This window comes from Methanosarcina barkeri MS, from assembly GCF_000970025.1.
Lineage (GTDB): Archaea > Halobacteriota > Methanosarcinia > Methanosarcinales > Methanosarcinaceae > Methanosarcina > Methanosarcina barkeri.
This window is the reverse complement of sequence record NZ_CP009528.1, coordinates 4,157,580-4,176,372: the sequence shown is the minus strand read 5'-3', so window position 1 is coordinate 4,176,372 and position 18,793 is coordinate 4,157,580. Positions and strand designations below refer to the sequence as shown.

Annotated in this window: 20 protein-coding genes and 1 pseudogene; 12 read left to right on the top strand and 9 right to left on the bottom strand. The window is 38.0% G+C overall.

Features of this window, described 5'->3' with window-relative positions:
- Positions 1–69: 69 nt before the first annotated feature.
- Positions 70–903, bottom strand: coding sequence for an ABC transporter permease (locus MSBRM_RS17120; RefSeq protein ID WP_048156429.1), 834 nt, complete (start codon positions 901–903; stop codon positions 70–72).
- Positions 900–1,889: an ATP-binding cassette domain-containing protein gene (locus MSBRM_RS17115; RefSeq protein ID WP_048156427.1), complete on the bottom strand. Its 990-nt coding sequence runs from the start codon at positions 1,887–1,889 to the stop codon at positions 900–902. Before MSBRM_RS17115 ends, MSBRM_RS17120 begins: the two co-directional genes overlap by 4 nt.
- A gap of 586 nt (positions 1,890–2,475) precedes the next feature.
- Between MSBRM_RS17115 and MSBRM_RS17110 the strand changes: the two genes are divergently transcribed.
- The 3 genes from MSBRM_RS17110 to MSBRM_RS17100 all read left to right on the top strand — a co-directional run bounded on the left by MSBRM_RS17110 (position 2,476) and on the right by MSBRM_RS17100 (position 3,472).
- On the top strand, positions 2,476–2,775 hold the full coding sequence (locus MSBRM_RS17110) for an Hsp20/alpha crystallin family protein (protein ID WP_048156425.1): 300 nt from the start codon (positions 2,476–2,478) through the stop codon (positions 2,773–2,775).
- A gap of 45 nt (positions 2,776–2,820) precedes the next feature.
- Entirely contained in the window at positions 2,821–3,129 is a 309-nt protein-coding gene (locus MSBRM_RS17105) for an Hsp20/alpha crystallin family protein (protein ID WP_048156423.1), read from the top strand.
- A 133-nt stretch (positions 3,130–3,262) separates the two neighbouring features.
- A complete protein-coding gene (locus MSBRM_RS17100; protein WP_048156420.1) occupies positions 3,263–3,472 on the top strand; it encodes a DUF1059 domain-containing protein in 210 nt (69 codons plus the stop codon).
- 444 nt (positions 3,473–3,916) lie between these two features.
- On the opposite strand, the gene MSBRM_RS17095 is transcribed toward MSBRM_RS17100, so the two are convergent.
- Positions 3,917–4,399 carry a TspO/MBR family protein gene (locus tag MSBRM_RS17095; RefSeq protein WP_048156417.1) on the bottom strand — a complete coding sequence of 161 codons (483 nt, stop codon included), beginning with the start codon at positions 4,397–4,399 and terminating at the stop codon, positions 3,917–3,919.
- Between the two features lie 350 nt (positions 4,400–4,749).
- Between MSBRM_RS17095 and glnA the strand changes: the two genes are divergently transcribed.
- From glnA to MSBRM_RS17070, 5 genes are all read left to right on the top strand, one after another.
- On the top strand, positions 4,750–6,093 hold the full coding sequence (glnA, locus tag MSBRM_RS17090) for a type I glutamate--ammonia ligase (RefSeq protein ID WP_048156413.1): 1,344 nt from the start codon (positions 4,750–4,752) through the stop codon (positions 6,091–6,093).
- A gap of 786 nt (positions 6,094–6,879) precedes the next feature.
- Positions 6,880–7,932 carry a class II glutamine amidotransferase gene (locus MSBRM_RS17085; RefSeq protein WP_048156411.1) on the top strand — a complete coding sequence of 351 codons (1,053 nt, stop codon included), beginning with the start codon at positions 6,880–6,882 and terminating at the stop codon, positions 7,930–7,932.
- Positions 7,929–9,440: a glutamate synthase-related protein gene (locus MSBRM_RS17080; RefSeq protein ID WP_048122182.1), complete on the top strand. Its 1,512-nt coding sequence runs from the start codon at positions 7,929–7,931 to the stop codon at positions 9,438–9,440. Before MSBRM_RS17085 ends, MSBRM_RS17080 begins: the two co-directional genes overlap by 4 nt.
- Positions 9,441–9,445: 5 nt before the next feature.
- The gene (locus tag MSBRM_RS17075; protein WP_048122181.1) at positions 9,446–10,189 is read left to right on the top strand and encodes a GltB/FmdC/FwdC-like GXGXG domain-containing protein; all 744 of its coding nucleotides are present in this window, start codon (positions 9,446–9,448) and stop codon (positions 10,187–10,189) included.
- 6 nt (positions 10,190–10,195) lie between these two features.
- Positions 10,196–11,230: a Coenzyme F420 hydrogenase/dehydrogenase, beta subunit C-terminal domain gene (locus tag MSBRM_RS17070; protein ID WP_048156408.1), complete on the top strand. Its 1,035-nt coding sequence runs from the start codon at positions 10,196–10,198 to the stop codon at positions 11,228–11,230.
- Positions 11,231–12,052: 822 nt separating this feature from the next.
- Here MSBRM_RS17070 and MSBRM_RS17055 read toward each other — a convergent pair.
- Positions 12,053–12,781 (bottom strand): hypothetical protein, encoded by a 729-nt coding sequence (locus tag MSBRM_RS17055; RefSeq protein ID WP_048122173.1) that lies wholly within the window; start codon positions 12,779–12,781, stop codon positions 12,053–12,055.
- 334 nt (positions 12,782–13,115) lie between these two features.
- On the opposite strand from MSBRM_RS17055, the gene MSBRM_RS20665 reads away from it, so the two are divergent.
- The 4 genes and pseudogenes from MSBRM_RS20665 to MSBRM_RS17040 all read left to right on the top strand — a co-directional run.
- Positions 13,116–13,253: a hypothetical protein gene (locus tag MSBRM_RS20665; RefSeq protein WP_155396536.1), complete on the top strand. Its 138-nt coding sequence runs from the start codon at positions 13,116–13,118 to the stop codon at positions 13,251–13,253.
- 30 nt (positions 13,254–13,283) lie between these two features.
- The gene (locus tag MSBRM_RS18985) at positions 13,284–13,580 is read left to right on the top strand and encodes a hypothetical protein (RefSeq protein WP_052712939.1); all 297 of its coding nucleotides are present in this window, start codon (positions 13,284–13,286) and stop codon (positions 13,578–13,580) included.
- Between the two features lie 35 nt (positions 13,581–13,615).
- Positions 13,616–14,341 (top strand): winged helix-turn-helix transcriptional regulator, encoded by a 726-nt coding sequence (locus MSBRM_RS17045; RefSeq protein WP_048122171.1) that lies wholly within the window; start codon positions 13,616–13,618, stop codon positions 14,339–14,341.
- A 69-nt stretch (positions 14,342–14,410) separates the two neighbouring features.
- Positions 14,411–14,689: pseudogene (locus tag MSBRM_RS17040) on the top strand (transposase); the annotation flags it as partial.
- A 376-nt stretch (positions 14,690–15,065) separates the two neighbouring features.
- Here MSBRM_RS17040 and MSBRM_RS18980 read toward each other — a convergent pair.
- From MSBRM_RS18980 to MSBRM_RS17020, 5 genes are all read right to left on the bottom strand, one after another.
- Positions 15,066–15,452: a hypothetical protein gene (locus MSBRM_RS18980; protein WP_052712938.1), complete on the bottom strand. Its 387-nt coding sequence runs from the start codon at positions 15,450–15,452 to the stop codon at positions 15,066–15,068.
- A 141-nt stretch (positions 15,453–15,593) separates the two neighbouring features.
- A complete protein-coding gene (locus tag MSBRM_RS18975; protein ID WP_141706480.1) occupies positions 15,594–15,815 on the bottom strand; it encodes a hypothetical protein in 222 nt (73 codons plus the stop codon).
- Between the two features lie 627 nt (positions 15,816–16,442).
- Complete coding sequence (locus MSBRM_RS17030; protein ID WP_230668961.1) at positions 16,443–17,369, bottom strand: ABC transporter ATP-binding protein; 927 nt, start codon at positions 17,367–17,369, stop codon at positions 16,443–16,445.
- Between the two features lie 5 nt (positions 17,370–17,374).
- Entirely contained in the window at positions 17,375–17,914 is a 540-nt protein-coding gene (locus MSBRM_RS17025; RefSeq protein WP_230669180.1) for an ABC transporter permease subunit, read from the bottom strand.
- Positions 17,915–18,120: 206 nt separating this feature from the next.
- A complete protein-coding gene (locus MSBRM_RS17020; RefSeq protein WP_230629014.1) occupies positions 18,121–18,552 on the bottom strand; it encodes a hypothetical protein in 432 nt (143 codons plus the stop codon).
- Between the last annotated feature and the right edge of the window lie 241 nt (positions 18,553–18,793).

The window sequence follows — 18,793 nt, the reverse complement described above, 5'->3', positions numbered from 1 at the left end:
GTGCCTGTTTAAATGAAATCTTTGTATCATTAGATAAAAAGTTAAAAAACAATAAGCGAACTGGAAATATTATATGTCTACTTTATTAAACCTCCACATAGCAGCAGATAACATTACAAGGGCGAAGAAAATGAGGCCCAGGAAAGACACGACTATATCAACTGGTGTATATATGTAGTGAGTTCCCATCACAGAGAAGTCGGTCCCCAAAGCAAAATAACGAATTCCGCCTGCTAGAAGGGTCAGCGGGTTAAACATCGATAGAACCTTGAGGATAGTAGGAAAGCCGTCAATAGGATAAAGGGCGTTACTTACGAAGAAAATGGGCATACTAACCAGGGTGAGGATAGACTGCATTCCCTCCGGATTTTCAACGGTAATTGCAATTGAACCTGACAGAAATAGGAAGCCAAGAGTAAATATTGACACCAGTAACATAATACCCACTATTGCGATAAGAGTTTCAATAAGTGTATATCCCTTAAAGAACTCCATTCCTACAAGTTTTCCGAACCCTATTATTATGAAAGTTTGAAAGAGGGCTTTAGTCACACCGGAAAGTCCAACACCGAGAATAATATGAGATCTGGGAACTGGACTTGCAAGAGTTTCTCTCAAAAGGCTAAATTTTTTGTCAAACATAAGGGTAGTGCCTCCAAACAAACTGCTGAACAGCACATCCATTGCAATTATTCCTGCACCCATGTAGGTAATATATTTGACTACGGGAACGCCGGGTTCATTTGGAACAAATGAAGTTAGTTTGTCAAAACTATCTGACATGGCAAGCCCAAAAAATGCCAGCCACATAATAGGTTGGATCATTGAAGTGATGAGTACTGATTTATATCTGAAGTATTTCAGCATCTCCCTCCAGTATATGGCACGAAATTCGAAGCTCATTTAGAAATCCCCACCGTTTCTACTTCTTGCTGTTTTTCGTCTTCATTGCCTTCCCTTAACCCGTGTCCTGTGTAATGAACAAAAACATCATCCATTGAAGGTTTTTTAATATTTACGATTATAATGTCTATCCCCTCTCTCCGAATTTTCTCCATAATTTGAGGAAGCACATGAGTAACATCCTCCCTGATCATAATTCTCAAAGATTTCGTATCTTCTGTTATACTTTTAACTGACTCAAGTGACCTTAAGATCTCTGCAGCAGCCTTATTATCGCTTGTTTCCAGGTAAATAAGGTCTTTACCAAGTTTATTCTTTAATTCATCAGAGGTTCCGGTTACGATTATTCTCCCCTGGTCAATTATGCTTATCCTGTCGCTCAACTGATCGGCTTCTTCCATATAGTGTGTTGTCAGGAATATAGTAGTACCCTCTCTCTTAATCTCTCTAAGGTATTCCCACATTCTCATTCTCGTCTGGATATCGAAACCTATCGTTGGCTCATCAAGGAAAAGGACCGCAGGTTTTGTCATCAACCCTCTTGCAAGCTCAAGCCTTCGCTTCATGCCACCGCTCAAATCTTTCCCCAGGGTGTCCTTTTTACTTTCCAGATCTGTCAGCTTTAAAAGTTCTTCGATTCGTTTATTTCTTTCTTTTTTTTTCATCGAATAGATCCTACCGTGATATTCCAGATTTTCAGACACTGTCATTTCATGATCGAGGCAAAGCATCTGGAAAACAATACCTATTGACCTTCTTACGGAGTTTGGTTCCTTTGCGACATCATACCCGTTAACTCTAGCTTCGCCTTTCTGGAGTTTCCTGAGTGTCGTAAGAATATTAATCACGGTACTTTTGCCTGCCCCATTTGGACCAAGGAATGAGAAAATCTCCCCCTGTTTTACAGTAAAACTGATATTGTTAACAGCTTTTACAGAGCCGTATGAATGTTCAAGATTATTTACTTCTATGACATTACTGTCCATTCGTGAATCAACCCCTTCCCTCTACCGTATCGGATCGCTCCTGTTATTTTATATTAGATCCCAACGTACGACCCCTATTAAATGGGTATAAATTTAGTAAGTAGTTTACTGAAACTATTGAGTTTGAATAAATCTCTCGATAGTTTTACACAAGTAGTTATGTTTCAGATGGTTTATATAAATAGGAAATAGAGTTTCTAAACTAACCTCTGAGACGCTTCTTGTTTTTTATTTAAAAGTTTATAAGGTGCCTGATAAATTACTTGGTTAAATCTTAGTTATTGAAGCGTGCTCCTTGTAATCTACCGCTATTGTTTTCTATTTAATAGTTCTGTCTTTACTACATTGTAAATTTACTACACTATAAATATAAATAGAAAAAAATATATAAAAGATATCTTTATATTATGGAACCTGCTTCGAAACAAGAGTTAATTAAGCTAGCAGTTAAATTTCTATTAAAAATAACAATGAATTTATGTTTAGTAACACTGAACAATTATAGTTCTAACTTACATATTTTCAGATTTATGGGGGATGATACATATAAATACGTTAATCAACGATGTTATTCTGGGGGTAAATAATGGTAGATATTTTGCGATTATCACCTGTTATCAGTGCATATCCTGACGATGAATTTGAAAATCTGGAAATAGAAGTAGTTCTTCCGGGAGTCGAAAAGAAAAATATTACTTTTAAAATTACCGAAGGCGGCTTTTATGTAAAGGCTACCAAAGAAGGGGTTGAGTATGCAGACAGTTACACAGTCTGCTGTCCTGTAAGCCCGGAAAAAGCGGTCGCTAATTATTCAAACGGTGTACTTAAAGTAAAGGTACTTTATCAGCAGCCTTTTGAGAAAGCAGTGGACGTTAAAATCGAGTAAGGGAAGAGATTTGAGGGCAGACTTCTTTAAGGGGGAGAGAATACTATGGAAAGTTCAATACCTAGAATATTGAAAACTCCAATACTAGCAATGTATCACGATGATACACATCTACATCTTATTTTGGAAGTTGAACTTCCCGATATAAAAAGTGAGAATATCACAATTTTAATGCATGAAAACAGCTTTTATATAAAAGCGTTCAGTAAAACCGTAGAGTATTTGGGTTCTTTTTTTCTGGATGGGCCCGTAGATCCCGAAAAAGCAATTGCAGTCAACGATAATGGAATGCTTACCATCAAAGTCCCTTACAAAGAGGGTTTTATGTGTGCAAGGTATGTTCCGATTGAGTAAGGCAACGAAAGAATAGATTATTGTAAAATAATTCTAAAAAACTTAATTTTATATCCTATTAATCTTTATTATATTTTTATTTAATTCAACAAAGACCGTTTCTATTAAGATTTGTTTGCATAGAGGAGATTTTATGAAAATAATAAAATGCGGCGATCTGGGGTTCAAGTGTAACTTTATGGCTGCTGGCAACGAATTGGAAGAAGTTGAAAACGATATACTTGATCATATAGAAAAAGAGCATAAAAAAGAGCTTCAGAATATGTCCGAAGACGATATTCATCATTTGAAGCACCGAATATCGACCCTTCTGGGAAGAAGCTGTGGCTGTGGAGCTCTGTAATACGATAATGTTAATGATATTTGAAAAATGAAAGTTTACTCTGGATTTCTAGGTATACTTTCTTTACAGCTTTTTTAGCGATTAAGAATTTCATTCAAGAATTCCACTATAAAATCATGGGTTCAGGGAGAATAAAATCGATATTGACAAAAAACAGTTTTGAGTAGGCTAATTTTAAACAACCAGTTTTGAATAAACTATTTTTATGTAACAAATTTTAAATAAACTATTATTAATAAGACTTACGCACTTGATAAACAAAATCAATTACGGCAAAGGTTGTGGATTAAAGCCATGTTTTAGACAGCTAACGATCTGATGCTGCTGATTTTTCAGTTTAACTGCGTAAGTCATAATTAAATAAACCCGTTTTAAACAATACTTTTTTTAATGAGAATAAGTTTGAATAGTTCTGGAAGTCAATAATAAGTTTCAAATCTTGAGTCATGAGTTCAGAACCCATAGATAGTAATTAAGCAGTGCAGCGAAGCTAACCCATAGAATATAAGGAAATAGTAGATAAGAAGCCATTTTTGAAATTTCTCTGAATTTCAATATTGTCAGAAAGATTGTAAGCCAGAGCAAAATAATCTCAACAAAAGCATAGTAAGGAGACTTTAGCTCAAAAAAGAGAAAAGACCAGAGAACATTAAGACCTAACTGAACTCCGAAAATAAGCATTCCTTTTTTAACTTTTTGTTCTTGCAATCCTTTTTCCCAGACAAGATATAATGAGATTCCCATAAGTGTATAAAGTGTGACCCAGGCCGGAAAGAATGCCTGGGATGACGGGGTAAAAGCGGGCTTTTCCAGCAAAAGATACCAATTTTCAAGAGACGATACTGTAAATCTCGAACCCATTGCCCCTGCAAACTGGCAGAGCAATACAGAGACAAGAAGCTTGAAGAAATTAACTTTTTGAACCATACCAATACCGGAAATTATTCTATACCCCAAGCGTTATTAATCTTAGGATTAAAAAGCCCTAAGTTTTTGCTGCTGCTTTTTATAGCATTTTTGTAAACACATGCCGTCGGAAGAAAACTCAACTCGCACTAAGAAATTTACTCCTTTTAGAATTAGCTTTAATGAGCTTTATATACATGAGATTCGAAATATATTCAACGAACTGGGGATGCTCACACAAATATTCTCAAAGACAATTCAATTTACCATATATCTAAACAGTTCCATATTTTCTACAAGATTGGGAAATATATATATAGTATCATATAGGTAAAAGGATACCTAATGCCTAGTTAGGATGGGAAATCAAAATGGTGCAAATAAAGAAGTGTATGACCAAAGAAGATGTATTAGAGGCTGTAAAAGAAAGAGACGTAAAGTTTATCCGTACCCAGTTTACGGATACACTTGGCATCATCAAAAGCTGGGCAATTCCTGTTGAACAGTTAGAAGAAGCCTTCGAAAGCGGTGTAATGTTTGACGGGTCTTCGATCCAGGGCTTTACAAAGATTGAAGAATCTGACATGAAACTTGTGCTTGACCCGTCTACTTTCAGAATCCTTCCCTGGAGACCTACAACTGGCGCAGTAGCCAGGATCCTTGGAGATGTGTATCTTCCTAATGGTCAACCGTTTGAAGGAGACCCCAGATATGTTCTTAAGAGCGCAATTGAAGAAGCCAAAAAAATGGGGTACTCGATGAATGTAGGTCCTGAACTGGAATTCTTCCTCTTCAAACTTGACGCAAACGGAAATCCGACCACAGAACTTACGGATCATGGAGGATACTTCGATTTCTCTCCCCTCGACCGTGCACAGGATGTACGTAGAGATATTGACTATACTCTCGAAAGTATGGGCTTCCAGATTGAAGCCTCTCATCACGAAGTCGCACCTTCTCAGCATGAGATTGACTTTAGATTCGGTGATGTGCTGAGTACTGCTGACAATGTTATAACTTTCAAATATGTGGTAAAATCAATTGCATATCATAAAGGATATTATGCTACCTTTATGCCAAAACCTCTCTTTGGAGTAAATGGCTCAGGCATGCATACCAATCAATCTCTCTTCAAGGGAGACAATAATGTATTCTATGATCCAGAGGGTGAAGATCAGCTTTCTCAAGAAGCAATGTATTATATTGGTGGTCTGTTAAAACATATCAAGGAATTCGCAGCTGTTACAAATCCGGTTGTTAACTCCTATAAGAGAATTGTACCCGGATATGAAGCACCGGTTTACCTCACCTGGTCTGCAAAGAACAGAAGTTCCCTTATCCGCATTCCCGCAACCCGTGGCAATGGGACAAGAGTTGAACTAAGATGCCCAGACCCATCGTGTAATCCGTATCTTGCCTTTGCCCTGATGCTTAGAGCTGGGCTTGATGGTATAAAGAACAAGATTGATCCCGGAGAGCCAACTAACACGAACATTTTCCATCTTACGGAAAAAGAACGAGAGGAAAAAGGTATTCGCTCCCTACCTGCAGACCTTAAAGGGGCAATTGATGAAATGAAAGGCAGCAAATTCGTAAAAGAAGTTCTAGGAGAACATGTTTTCAGTCATTACCTCTGTGCTAAAGAGATGGAATGGGATGAATACAAAGCAAATGTTCACCCATGGGAACTTGAGAAATATTTACATATGCTGTAAGCATACCAGAAATCCTAAAACCCATGTGGATACTGAAAAAATTTACTGCGACAAAATTGTGGCGGAATTAAAAGTTTGTTTGAAGAGACACACTCCTTCCGGGAAGTGTGTTCTCATTTTATAATATAACTCCACAACTAATAAAATATTTTTTTATTGATTTTACTGGTCAGGGCAGGGGAAATTTCCTAATATTTTTCAAAACTAAAGCCTGAACTGAATATTGATATAAAAATGCTTCCCTTCTGAAAAACCCTCGTACCCAGGAGGTAACTTTTTATAAAAATTAACTTAAATTGCACTACAAGCAAAGGCACAGAAGTCCTAAAGACGATAGTGTGGAGTCTGTTAAAAAGGAATATTCCATGATAAAAATACAGAGGGTTCTTAAATAAAAATCCAAACGAAAAAATTAAACGGTTAAACCGTTGTGCTTTGCAGCATTACCTCAAGAACTTTTAACCGGAAAAAGAAAAATATATATATCGTCAAATAGGTACTAAATTACTTACTTCCCTTAGTGGTGACCCTCTCGATGTATGAAATGAAGTAGAACCATATGTGGAAGCGTTGCTATATACTCACATTAATTAAATAATTTGCATGAAACAAACTTAGTTAAATATCCATAAATTATGAAAATTGATAAAAAGTTACCCTTAAATCCAGTTTTTCAGCTGGCAAGTTTTTTGAACTAATTCTCAAAAATGAGCCACGGAAATAATCCCGAAAATTATTAACCTATATGCGTTACATTCATTCCTATCCATTTTTAGAGTGATCAAAATGTGTGGAATAATAGGCTTTATAGACCGAACAAAGTCCAGAATGGACGGGTCGAGCATAAAAGCCGCCCTCAGCCTCATGAACGAAAGAGGTAGTGGAGATGGGGCAGGCTATGCTGCATATGGAATTTATCCGGAGTATGCAGACTACTATGCTCTTCATGTTTTCTTTGACAATCTAGGTGAATCAAAAAAGAAGGTAGATGAGCTCCTCGAACAATGGGGAAAAATTGTTCACCAGGAAGAAATCCCGACCACCCCGCAGCCGGGCATAAAGAAAGTACACATCCCATGGAGATACTTCTTTAAGCCCTCAGAAGACCTGATGGCAGGGAAAATGGCTTCTGAAAATGATGTTGTCACTTACATAGTCATGGAAGTAAATTCCAATGTAAAAGGAGCTACAATCTTTTCTTCCGGGAAAAATATGGGAGTCTTCAAAGCTTCCGGCTGGCCTGAAGATGTGGCAAACTTTTACAGAATTCAAGATTACAAGGGATATATCTGGCTTGGACACAACCGTTATCCTACAAACTCTCCAGGCTGGTGGGGAGGCGCCCATCCTTTCAACCTTCTTAACTGGTCAGTAGTACATAACGGAGAAATTACTTCATATGGCACAAACCAGCGTTATGTCGAAGGATATGGATACAAGTGCTCCCTGTTTACTGATACCGAGGTTGTAGCTTATCTGTTTGACCTGCTTGGAAGACAGCATGGGCTTTCTTATGAGATGATTGTCAAGGCTCTTGCCCCGCCTTTCTGGGACGATATTGACCGGATGCCTGCGAAAGAAGCAGAGTTGAACAAAGCAGTTCGCCTTACATACGGGTCTGCCCTTATGAATGGACCCTTTGCAATCGTAGTTGGAACAGAGGATGGCATTGTTGGTTTTACTGACAGAATTAAATTGCGCCCTCTCGTAGTTGGTGAGAATGGAAACCGGCTCTACATATCCAGCGAAGAAGCTGCAATAAGAGTACTTGACCCTGAAGTTAAGAATGTATACACTCCCAGGGCAGGAGAACCAATTATAGGGAGGTTTATTGAATGACTCTCGGAAGTGTGCCCCCAAAATTTAAGGTCAGTATTGACCGCGACCAATGCATGGACTGCGGGCGCTGTATTGAAAACTGTTCATATGGCGTGTACAGAAGAGAAGGCGACAAAATCCTGATCGAATCCAGAAAATGTACAGGCTGCCTTCGCTGTGTTGCCATGTGCCCAAGGGATGCAATCACGCTTACAGAGAAACCTATAGATTACCGCAGCCATCCGCTCTGGACAAGAGAAGTCAGAGAGGATATCATTAAACAGGCTCGTAGTGGAAAGATTATCCTTTCAGGAATGGGAAACGCTAGAGATTTGCCAGTTATCTATGACCGTCTTCTCCTTGATGCCTGCCAGGTTACAAACCCGAGCATTGATCCCCTGAGAGAACCAATGGAACTCAGGACTTACATTGGAAAGAAGCCATCCAAACTCAACTTCAGAAAGACCGAAAGTGGTGACGTAGAGCTCGAAACAAAGCTTGCTCCAAATCTTAAACTTAATACTCCTATTATGATCGGACATATGAGTTTTGGAGCTATTAGCCTCAATGCCCAACTCAGTATGGCAAAAGCCGTAACAGAGCTCGGAACCTATATGGGAACAGGAGAGGGAGGGCTGCACAGAGACCTCTACCCTTACCAGGACCACATGATTGTCCAGGTCGCTTCAGGCCGTTTCGGTGTAAATATCGATTACCTTGAAAGAGGCGCTGCCATTGAGATCAAGATTGGTCAGGGAGCAAAACCGGGTATAGGTGGACACCTGCCTGGAGAAAAAGTAAATGAGGAAGTCTCAAGGACCCGTATGATCCCTGTTGGCAGTGATGCTATTAGCCCAGCTCCTCACCATGATATTTACAGTATTGAAGACCTTGTTCAGCTTATTAGAAGCTTGAAAGAAGCAACCGAATGGAAGAAACCGGTCTTCGTTAAGATTGCAGCCGTTCATAATGTGGCTCCAATTGCTGCTGGTATTGCCCGCTCTTCTGCAGATGCGGTAGTAATCGATGGGTTCCGTGGTGGAACTGGAGCAGCTCCCAAGGTGTTCAGGGACAATGTTGGAATTCCGATTGAAGTTGCAATCGCAAGCGTTGATCAGAAACTCAGGGAACAGGGCGTAAGAAACGAGATATCAATTATTGCAAGTGGTGGAATAAGGAGCAGTGCAGATCTTGCAAAGTCAATTGCTCTCGGAGCAGATGCTGTTAATATCGGGACTGCTGCTCTTGTTGCTCTGGGCTGCAGAGTCTGTGGCAATTGTTATAGAAACCTTTGTCCCTGGGGTATTGCTACCCAGCGTCCAGAGCTTGTGAGCAGGCTTGATCCTGAAAGAGGAGCAGTTCAGGTTTCAAACCTTATTAGAGGCTGGACTATGGAACTGAGCGAACTTATGGGAGCTGCAGGGATCAATAGTATAGAAAGCCTGCGCGGCAATAGAGACCGCCTGCGTGGATATATGCTGGATGAAGGAATGCTTAAAATCCTGGATGTACTGCCAGCTGGAGCCTGATTGAAATGAAGACGGTAAAAATTGATGCAAAAGGTATGCACTACACCCCTTTAAACCAGAAAATCAGGGCTGCGATTAAGGACGGAGCAGAGGAAATTATACTAGACAACGTGCTTGGACAGCGCTTTATAGGAGATGGACTAAGAGGTAATGTTCGCATCATAGTCAATGGGGTTCCCGGAGGAGATCTGGGAATTTTCATGAGTGGACCGACCTGTATCGTACATGGAGATGCCGAACATGCTCCTGGCAATACAATGGATAAAGGAATGCTTGTGATTCACGGAAGTGCAGGAGATGCAGTTGCCCACAGCATGCGAGGAGGAAAAGTCTTTATAAAGAATAATATTGGCTACCGTGGTGGCATCCACATGAAACAGTATGATGTGGAAGCCAGACCTATACTTGTTGTAGGTGGCACAGCCCACTCCTTCCTCGGTGAGTATATGGCAGGTGGTCTGGTGCTCGTGCTTGGTATCGGCGAGGATAAAGCCATGACAGACAGGGGTATAGGAAGCGGAATCCACGGCGGAGAAATTATTATCCGCGGAGAGGTTGACGATTTCTTACTTGGAGTAGGAGCCAAGAAATTCAAGTTTACCGAAAGCGATCTTGAACGCATTGCCCCGACTATAAAGAATTTCTGCGAGCAGTTCGGATATGATCCCGCAGATTTCCTGGACACCAACTACACAAGGATCGGACCTGCAAGCAGCCGTCCTTTCGCAAGTAAATATGTATGGGAGTGATCAGAAATGGCAGAACAGAAACCAATTAGCAAAAGTTACCTTGACCTTAAGTCGAAAGTCTGGGACGAAGGCCTTTGCTCAGGCTGCGGGGCCTGCATTGCAGTCTGCCCTGCTGATGCTCTATACTTCGAAATAGGCGGGGATTCCACACATCCGAAGAGCAATAACTACTGTAAAGCTGCTGTTGACGATGTTCCCTGCGGAGCCTGTTACGAGGTTTGTCCGAGACTCGAAGAACAGCCTTCAAGCCTTCTTGGAGATTACCTTGAAATTACTGCTGGAAGAGCTGAGTTTGATATTCCGAAAAAGCAGAGTGGAGGAGCAGTAACAGCAATTCTTGCAAACGCCCTGGATATAGGCCTTGTAGATGCTGTAGTTACGGTTACGGAAGATCCCTGGACCCTCAAGCCTCACTCAATGGTAATAACCAAAAGTGAAGCCCTTGTCGGTCAGGCAGGAAGCCGTTACAACTGGTGGGTTCCTCTTGTTTATTCCCTTAAGGAAGCGGTTGTAAACAGGAAGTACAGGAACATTGCAGTTGTTGGAGTCCCCTGCGTAGTTCAAGCAGTTCGCAAAATGCTTGAAACCGACAATCAACTTGTGGGCCCATACAAAAAATCCATTCGCTTTGTCATGGGACTTTTCTGCACGGAAAGTTTCGACTACGAAAAACTTATTGCAGGCAAGCTAAAAAGCGAGTACGCTCTCGAACCCATGAAGGTTTGCCGCATTGACGTTAAGGGCAAGCTCGAAATCACCCTCGATGACGGTACGCAGTATGTAATTCCCCTTACCGAACTTGAGGATACTACTCGCCCAGGCTGCAGTGTCTGTACGGACTTTACCGCTCTCAAAGCTGATATTTCAGCCGGCTCAGTTGGAAGCCCTGACGGCTACACCACTCTTGTTGTCCGTACTATTGTAGGACAGCATATTCTTGAAAGCGCAGTTGCTAACAAGAAACTGAGTATAGGTGGAAAAATCGATACCGGGATAATTGAAAAACTTGCTAAGAAAAAGCTTAAAAGAAAACCAGAATAAACTACAGAAAACTTAAGAGATGAAGCCTAAAGCTTCATTTTCATTCTATTTTTGCTATTTTGACTTTTGCACTTCTGTAATTTTCCACGTACTTTTTTTTGGCAGGGCTATAGATGCTATAACGTGTATAGTAACTGCCAGCGCAGAACTAGGAAACGGAATTTCTTTTATCGGGTAGTCTATTATTTTGTTTTCAGGATCATCAAAGAAAATGTTAAATTCATTGACTGAAAGGCGCAAAGAAATAAAAGTACTTTTCACCTTACCTTTTTTTGGCTATTAACTTTATTCTCATTCTAGCTTTAAATTGTCCTAATTATATGATTTTCCAAAACAGTCGGTAAACTAATCTAATCAGCAAGTTTCCATCAAATCACTTTTTCTGGCATCTTTTGTTCATTTGTTTTTTCAAAAGAGATGTTTACAGCCGGAACAAAAGTAATACTCACAAGAAGTATTGCCGCAAATATTGCGCTTATTTTAAGTAGATATTGTCAAATTCAGGTTAATAAGTTACAAAATCTTTACGGATTCCATATTGGCTTATTATGGCAACCGGTAAAAAACAGAGATTTAGCAAGTCCTCTCTAATTAATTCCCAATTTAACAACAGCCCAGTAGAAAAGAACCCCAATAAGAAAAGATACCATAAGTGAGATTTTGATTGACATATAGTCATTTATTACATTTTTAGCCACAACTTCACTAAGTACGATCATGCCAATAACCATAAAAATTGAAATTAAAATCCCTAATATACGTTGTCTTTCCATGTTATCACCTAATTAAAAAATGGCTGATTTTTAATCAGCCAACACTCAATTAAATCCAATACCAATGACTACCAATTTTCACATAAATCGTACCTGTTAATAGCATTGAGGCTATATTTGCGTAAGGTATTCTTACATCTAAGCTGCCATCGGAATTCTGTTCCTGCCAATAAACAGTTTGCACTGCTACAGCGAGTAGAGCACTAAGTATTATTGAAGCAGCAGGTGTAAAAAATGAACCTATGATAGCACCTATTGCTCCAGCTGCACCTGTTCCCACATCTGCAACCCAATTTGCATCTCTTTCGCTGAAGTAGATGTGCACTCCCCCTGTTAAGGTGTCACCATACTGTTCAATATAACTTCCATGCCAAAAACTTGTCCTAGCCGCAGAAATTGCTGCTGCAACTGCCGAACTATCATTGAGACTTGAAGCAGATACGAGCTTTTTGGATACTAATTCATTCTGATTTACAAAAGCAAAATTTACTCTGTTAGGATTCTCTTCATCTTTCCATGAAATAGCGTATCCAATTGATCCATCTTGTTTCTTGAAAGATACTATCTTTTCGTTATCGGTTTTTTTCAATACATTCACGTTTTCTGATACTTTTTTGAGGTCTTCATTAGAAATTGATTTTTTGTTCGAAATGTCTACTGCATCAGCATACTCTTTATTTTGAGAAATGTCAGTCTGTGCACTTACAGCTGGAACAAAAGCAATACTCACAAGAAGTATTGCTGCAAATATTGCACTTATCTTAAGCTTTTCCTTCATTATATGATCACTTCTGTTCTTTACTCCAGAGACAGGATCAAGCAAGCCTTAAATAATTGCAAAGCTAACACTAACTCATGCCTCCGGGCAATGTGGAGTTCGAATAAACCTTCCAGAGAGAATTTGAGCTCCACTGAACATCTTTTTAAATGTCCATATTTTTCTAGGAACTTACTCTTATAATTAATTTGTGACCAAATCATCCAACTGAAAGCATAATTATATCTAAATTTGAATTTTTTTAAGATTTATAGAGTTATTTGCTAAATAATTGGACATTTTACCATAAAATTTAAGTAAACTCTTTTAATAAGTGTTAACAGGAGAGTTGAAAATGTCAAGAAAGATATTATTTATTATATTATTGGCAACCCTGCTTTTTTTATCTGCCACTACAGCAACAGCAGCTGAAAATGTGGAAAACGTAAAAACCTCAAGCAGCTATATCGTAGCATCTTCATATGATACTTAAATTGGTATCGTTGACACAGATATAGGTATTATGACAGTTTATGATTCCGTCAGTCAGGGAGAAACAAATCTTCATGGAAAATACGTAGGTAGTGGTCTTACCCTTCTGGCTGTAGATCTTAATTGGGGAGATTCGACAGACTCTCTTCGGCTTAAAATATATACTCCTAGTGGCTCGGTGCTAGGTTCTTATTATGATAACGCTGATGGAGCTATTGACGGGAGAATTCTCCTGAATATTCAAAATTCAAATGGAATTGAACCGGGAACTTGGAAGTATGAAGTATATGGGTACAGGGTAACTGGAACAGAAGATTATACAATCTGAATTTTCAAACATAATTACTCAATTTATGCGCTGCTATGTTGAAAAAGAGCTTACTTTTTATTCTGGTTCTGAGTACCCTAGGTATAACCAGTGCAGACACCGGAGGATATACCGTTGGTCCCTGCCTACCCGATGAAGAACTTGAAAAATTGGGCGATGCTGTTGACATGAGCGGTGCTGACGTGACGTACTCATTCTGGGAATTTCCTTTGTCAATCAAAATCGCTTACATAATCGGGTATTTGACTGTTTTCTTTTCCTTTTTCAAATTGGCTCCCATAATTCTTGGTCAGATAAGGAGCCTAAGTAAAAATGTCAACAAAAAGAGAATTATTAATTATGTGCTGAATGAGCCTGGGTTTACTCCATCCGAAATTTCAAGAAACCTGGAAATTAGCCTGGGATCTATAAGATATCAGATCAAAACACTCAAAGCTGAAGATAAATTGATCTTAACGAGGGAAGGAAAGTTCACAAGAGCCTTTCAAAATTCCAACACTTTCACAAAAAACGATAAAATAATTATATCACATCTTAAAGGCAGTACAAGAAAACAAATACTCCTTAATATTCTGGAAAATCCTGAAATTACAAATCAGGAAATCTCAGAAAAACTGAATTTAGACAAAAGCACTACTCACTGGCATATAAAAAAATTAAGGGAAGACGATATCATTTTCTCTGAAGTAAAAGGCAAGTTTACAAAATATTTTGTGAACCCGTCTGTGGAGCCGGAGTTGTTGAAATGGCTCAAAATATAAACTTCGAACAGTTTTATTTCAATGTCAGTTTTCTATTCATCGATTAAACATTAGCTTTATACAAGACTTATAGGAAGAAATATATTTCTTCTAATGGACAGAGCGCCGTGGCATAAATCAAAAAAGGCAAGGGAATTCTTTCAAAAAAACAAATATTGGTTGCAAATATTGCTTTTCCCTCCAGCTACTCCAGATAGGAACCCAACAGAGTATTGTTGGAAAATGACAAGAGAAGACTTAACGTCAATAAAATCATTCAAGAATGTGAAAGTATTGAAGGAAGAACTAGATGAGTTTTGGGAGAAACATACATTCACACACAAAATGTCGCATTATTTAAAATGGTGACTATAATTATTCAAAACACAGGAATAAGTCCCGGATTTTCTCCTGTAATAAACTATCCACCTTTAGAAGTTACTATAAAGTATTTTCAATTCCTACCATTCCTATATTTTCAATTCCTTTTTGGGTTCGAGAGCAAATATCATTCCTTCCTGGAGAGGTTCATCCCACATTCCACAGTATTTTTTTGAAAATCACCAATTTTTCTGATAGCGTTTTTGCAAGAGATATGATTAATTTAGACTATTTGCAGAAAGTTGTGAAAATTGATTGATATCATTTTCTGGTCTCTAAATACACTACATAGGGCTTTTGCTTACTGTGTAAAAGTCCAATAAATCCATGTTTAATTGAAAACCGATAGCGGGTAAATATGAATTTACGAAAATTTACTGTGGAAAGTGGGAGGATTACAAAGAATCTCAGTATAATAATTGACACCATTGACTCTTGCACCTGTATCATCAATCTGCTGATAAGGCGTAGCCTTAAGACCTTCCAGAAAAATATCAGCTTTCTCCTGATGAAATATATCAATATCTTTTGTCAAGATTCGAGAAATAGTGGCTTTAGATATATGAACACCAATATTTTCTAGAAACTCATGTATTTTGGGCTCTGAAACATTAGCAACATGGTTATGAGTGATTATCAGAGATTTGATTCCAAGACCAAATTCACCCTTTATACTACCTGGAAGTTCACCTGAATACGTTTTATGTTCCGAAGGAGAATAAAATATCTCTATCCTGTAGTTGGTGTTCAAAGGGTTTATGGATATATCTTGAACTATTACATCCCTATAACCTTTAGGATACGCATCGTCAGGTAAAATAGATCTGTCAACTTTACAGATTTCAGTTCGATGAACCTCTACTTTGTCCAGTTTAGATTTAGGTTCTTTTCCCTATAGATGGTCTCTATTTCGTCTTTCTTTTTCAGAAGAAAGGTCTTCATTCTTTTTAGAACCAAGAATCTTAGGTTTGATTTGTTCACCTTTGAGTAAGTTGATTTCATCTCGAAGTTTCTGGTTCTCTGTCTTGAGGAATTCAATCTCTTCATTCTGCTTTTCAATGATAGCAAACAAAATGTGAAAAGAATTGGCAATATCTTTCATCTTTAATTTCATCAGGATTGATATCCAATGAAGACAGCGATTGTTTTAAAGCTTCAAGTTCCATTTTTTACTCCAAAATATGATAAGGGAAAATGGAACAACTATTATATTTTTTATGTGGTCGAAAATACATTAAATTTGAAGAGGATACGATTATTTCTCTAAAAAATTGATTTTTAGAGTGTACCTTAATTGGGGAAACTCTAAATGCATACCTATCATCTAAACGCACATGATATTCTTCGAATAACAGGCACAAAGAAATGAAAGTACTTTTCACCTCACCCTTTTTTGCCTATCTATCTCGTCATTACCCTGGGTAGTAAGGTTGTCCTAACTATGTTTTTTCAAACCATCGCTAAACTGATCAGTGAATTGTTGTTGAAGGCCTAAATTTGATAAGGAGCAGAAAATCAAAAGGAGCATTGGAAGCCAGTTTTATTCCGTACTTTCATGCTAAAATAAGCATTGTATGCCCTTAGTTTTAATACTGATTTGGAAGGACCCTATTTCTTTATCATAATTCCCCATTCCAAATATTAATTAGCCTTCATTCGGCTCTGTAGAAATCCTATCTGAACCAGCATCAAGAGGCTGAAGATATATAAGCAAAAATGAAGATGGACTGTCTACCCAAAATTAAAATTTTATTCCGGTAGCTTCAAAGAACGCATCTTCCAACGAGAGAGAATTTTCTATAAGTTTAAAAACCTGACCTCCACTTTCAACAATTAATCTGTTAATTTCCGGCTTGACATCTTTATTGGAATTTACGAAAATTTCAAGGGTATGTTCGGATTTCAGTTCAGTTTTTATGACAAACTCCAGACTCTCAATTAAATGAACTATTTCAGAAGATAGATTGTAAACTCCAACTGTAATTACTCCACTTGACTCAATATGGCGGATCTTTTCAATTGTACTTTCGGCGATAAGCTTGCCTTTATCCAGAATTCCGACATAGGTACAAATCTCCTGTATTTCCAGAAGATTATGAGATGAAAGAAATATCGTAATCCCATTGTTATTGCATTCAAAAAGAATTTGTCGGATTTGCCGGATTCCAACAGGGTCGAGACCATTAGTAGGCTCATCAAGAATCAGTACTTTTGGGCTATTCAAAAGAGCCTGTGCAATTCCCAGCCGCGTTTTCATGCCATGGGAAAAATAGCCTACTTTTTTGAACATCTCATTTCCAAGCCCAACCTGATCCAGTAAAACCCTTGATTGTTCCAGGCTTTCTTTTTTACTCAGGCCTTTTAATCTCCCGTAATATATCATATGGCTTAAGGCTGTCCGTTCATCATAAAAGCCCGAATCCTGTGGGACCAGGCCCAGAACCTGTTTAACTTTTCCTGATTCGGAAGACATGTCCATACCATCAACAAAAATTTGTCCTTGCGTAGGTATTGAAAGCCCTGAAAGTAATTTTATTGTAGTTGTTTTTCCGGCACCATTCTGGCCCAAAAAGCCATAAATGCTTCCTTTTTCTACATTCAGGGAAAGACTTTCTAGGACAAAGCGAGAGCCGTATTTTTTGGACAGGTTTTTGGTAGAAATAGCCACAGTAATTAGAAATCCCTCCTTTTAATAGCTACCAAACTCATGGACAAAAAAACCAGTATGTACAGGAACATTGAAAACAGGCTTTCAAAAACCGTAAGATATCCAGCTTCAACCGGGAAGCCTTTCATGAACTCCATATTTTTAATCCCGTAAAAAAAAGGAGTAATATATTTTAGATAACTTTCATTTCCCTGTGAAATAAAAAATATCAAAATTCCAAGAAAAACTACAGACATTGTAAATGAAATTTTGTTGTTTGCGGACAGTGTTGAGATGAATAAAAAAATACTTATGAAGCACCCAAGATAAAGGCTTGAAGAAATCCAGAACAAAACGACGTTTTCTAACTGAAAAGAATTAACTGCAGAATACTGGTATATCAGGTTTATAAGTGCAATTCCAGTGGAAATGATGATAAATACCAGAAAAAGAAAGAAAAACTTTCCTAAGATAAAAGATGATCTGTGGACTTTGGAGATAATATATCTCACCGACCCGGTTTCAGTTTCACTGCTTACTATATCAAAAGATGCTATCAAAGTCATAAAAGGTCCGACAGACAACACCACCAGATATGAAATTAAAGTATATGGGACACCTTCTGAATTTGAAAATAAAAAGGATATATAAGTACTATAGTGCAATGCCAGGAAACAAAGAAAGATAAAAATTCCACCAAAAAGCCATACATATCTACTTTTTGAACCCCTAAATGTTTCATCTTCCCCAATAACCTGTACTTCATAAAAATTCATAATCCTTCATCCTGTTTATTCCTTTTCAGGCTGGAAGCAACAAATGCTCCAAAGAACCCGATTATTGAATAGAAAAAAATCATAATGAGCACAAAGCCGATGAGAGCAGACAAAGCTATACCCCCATATTGTAACGCAAGCTTTCCATCGGAGGTAAACAAAAATACTAAAATCCAGTCAATCAGATTATACGTAAATATTGTAAAAAAAGCATACTTCCCCGAGCCCTTGCCTATATTTTTACCAATCAATGTCCCTACAATAACCGCACTTATAATTCCTACGTATGTTGGATCAAGCCCTAAAAATTCAAAAAATCCGAATAATACAAGCCCAATCAGTATCCCTATAAACAATAACTTCCCGGTTTTCATCCTCTCACATTCTAAAAATGCTGAGTTTAAAAACCCAGCAAGATATATGGCCAATTTAAAAATGTACTATGGTCAATTTAAAAATGTACTTTTATAACTAATTTGTGACCAAATCATCCAACTGAAAACATGCTCAAACATAAATTTAATTTTCTTTTAAAATTTATAGAGCTATTTGCTAGATTATTGGATGATTTTACCATAAAATTTAAGTAAACTCTTTTGACACGTATTAACTGGAGAGTTAAAAATGTCAAGAAAAATATTATTCATTATATTGATAACTCTGCTTTTT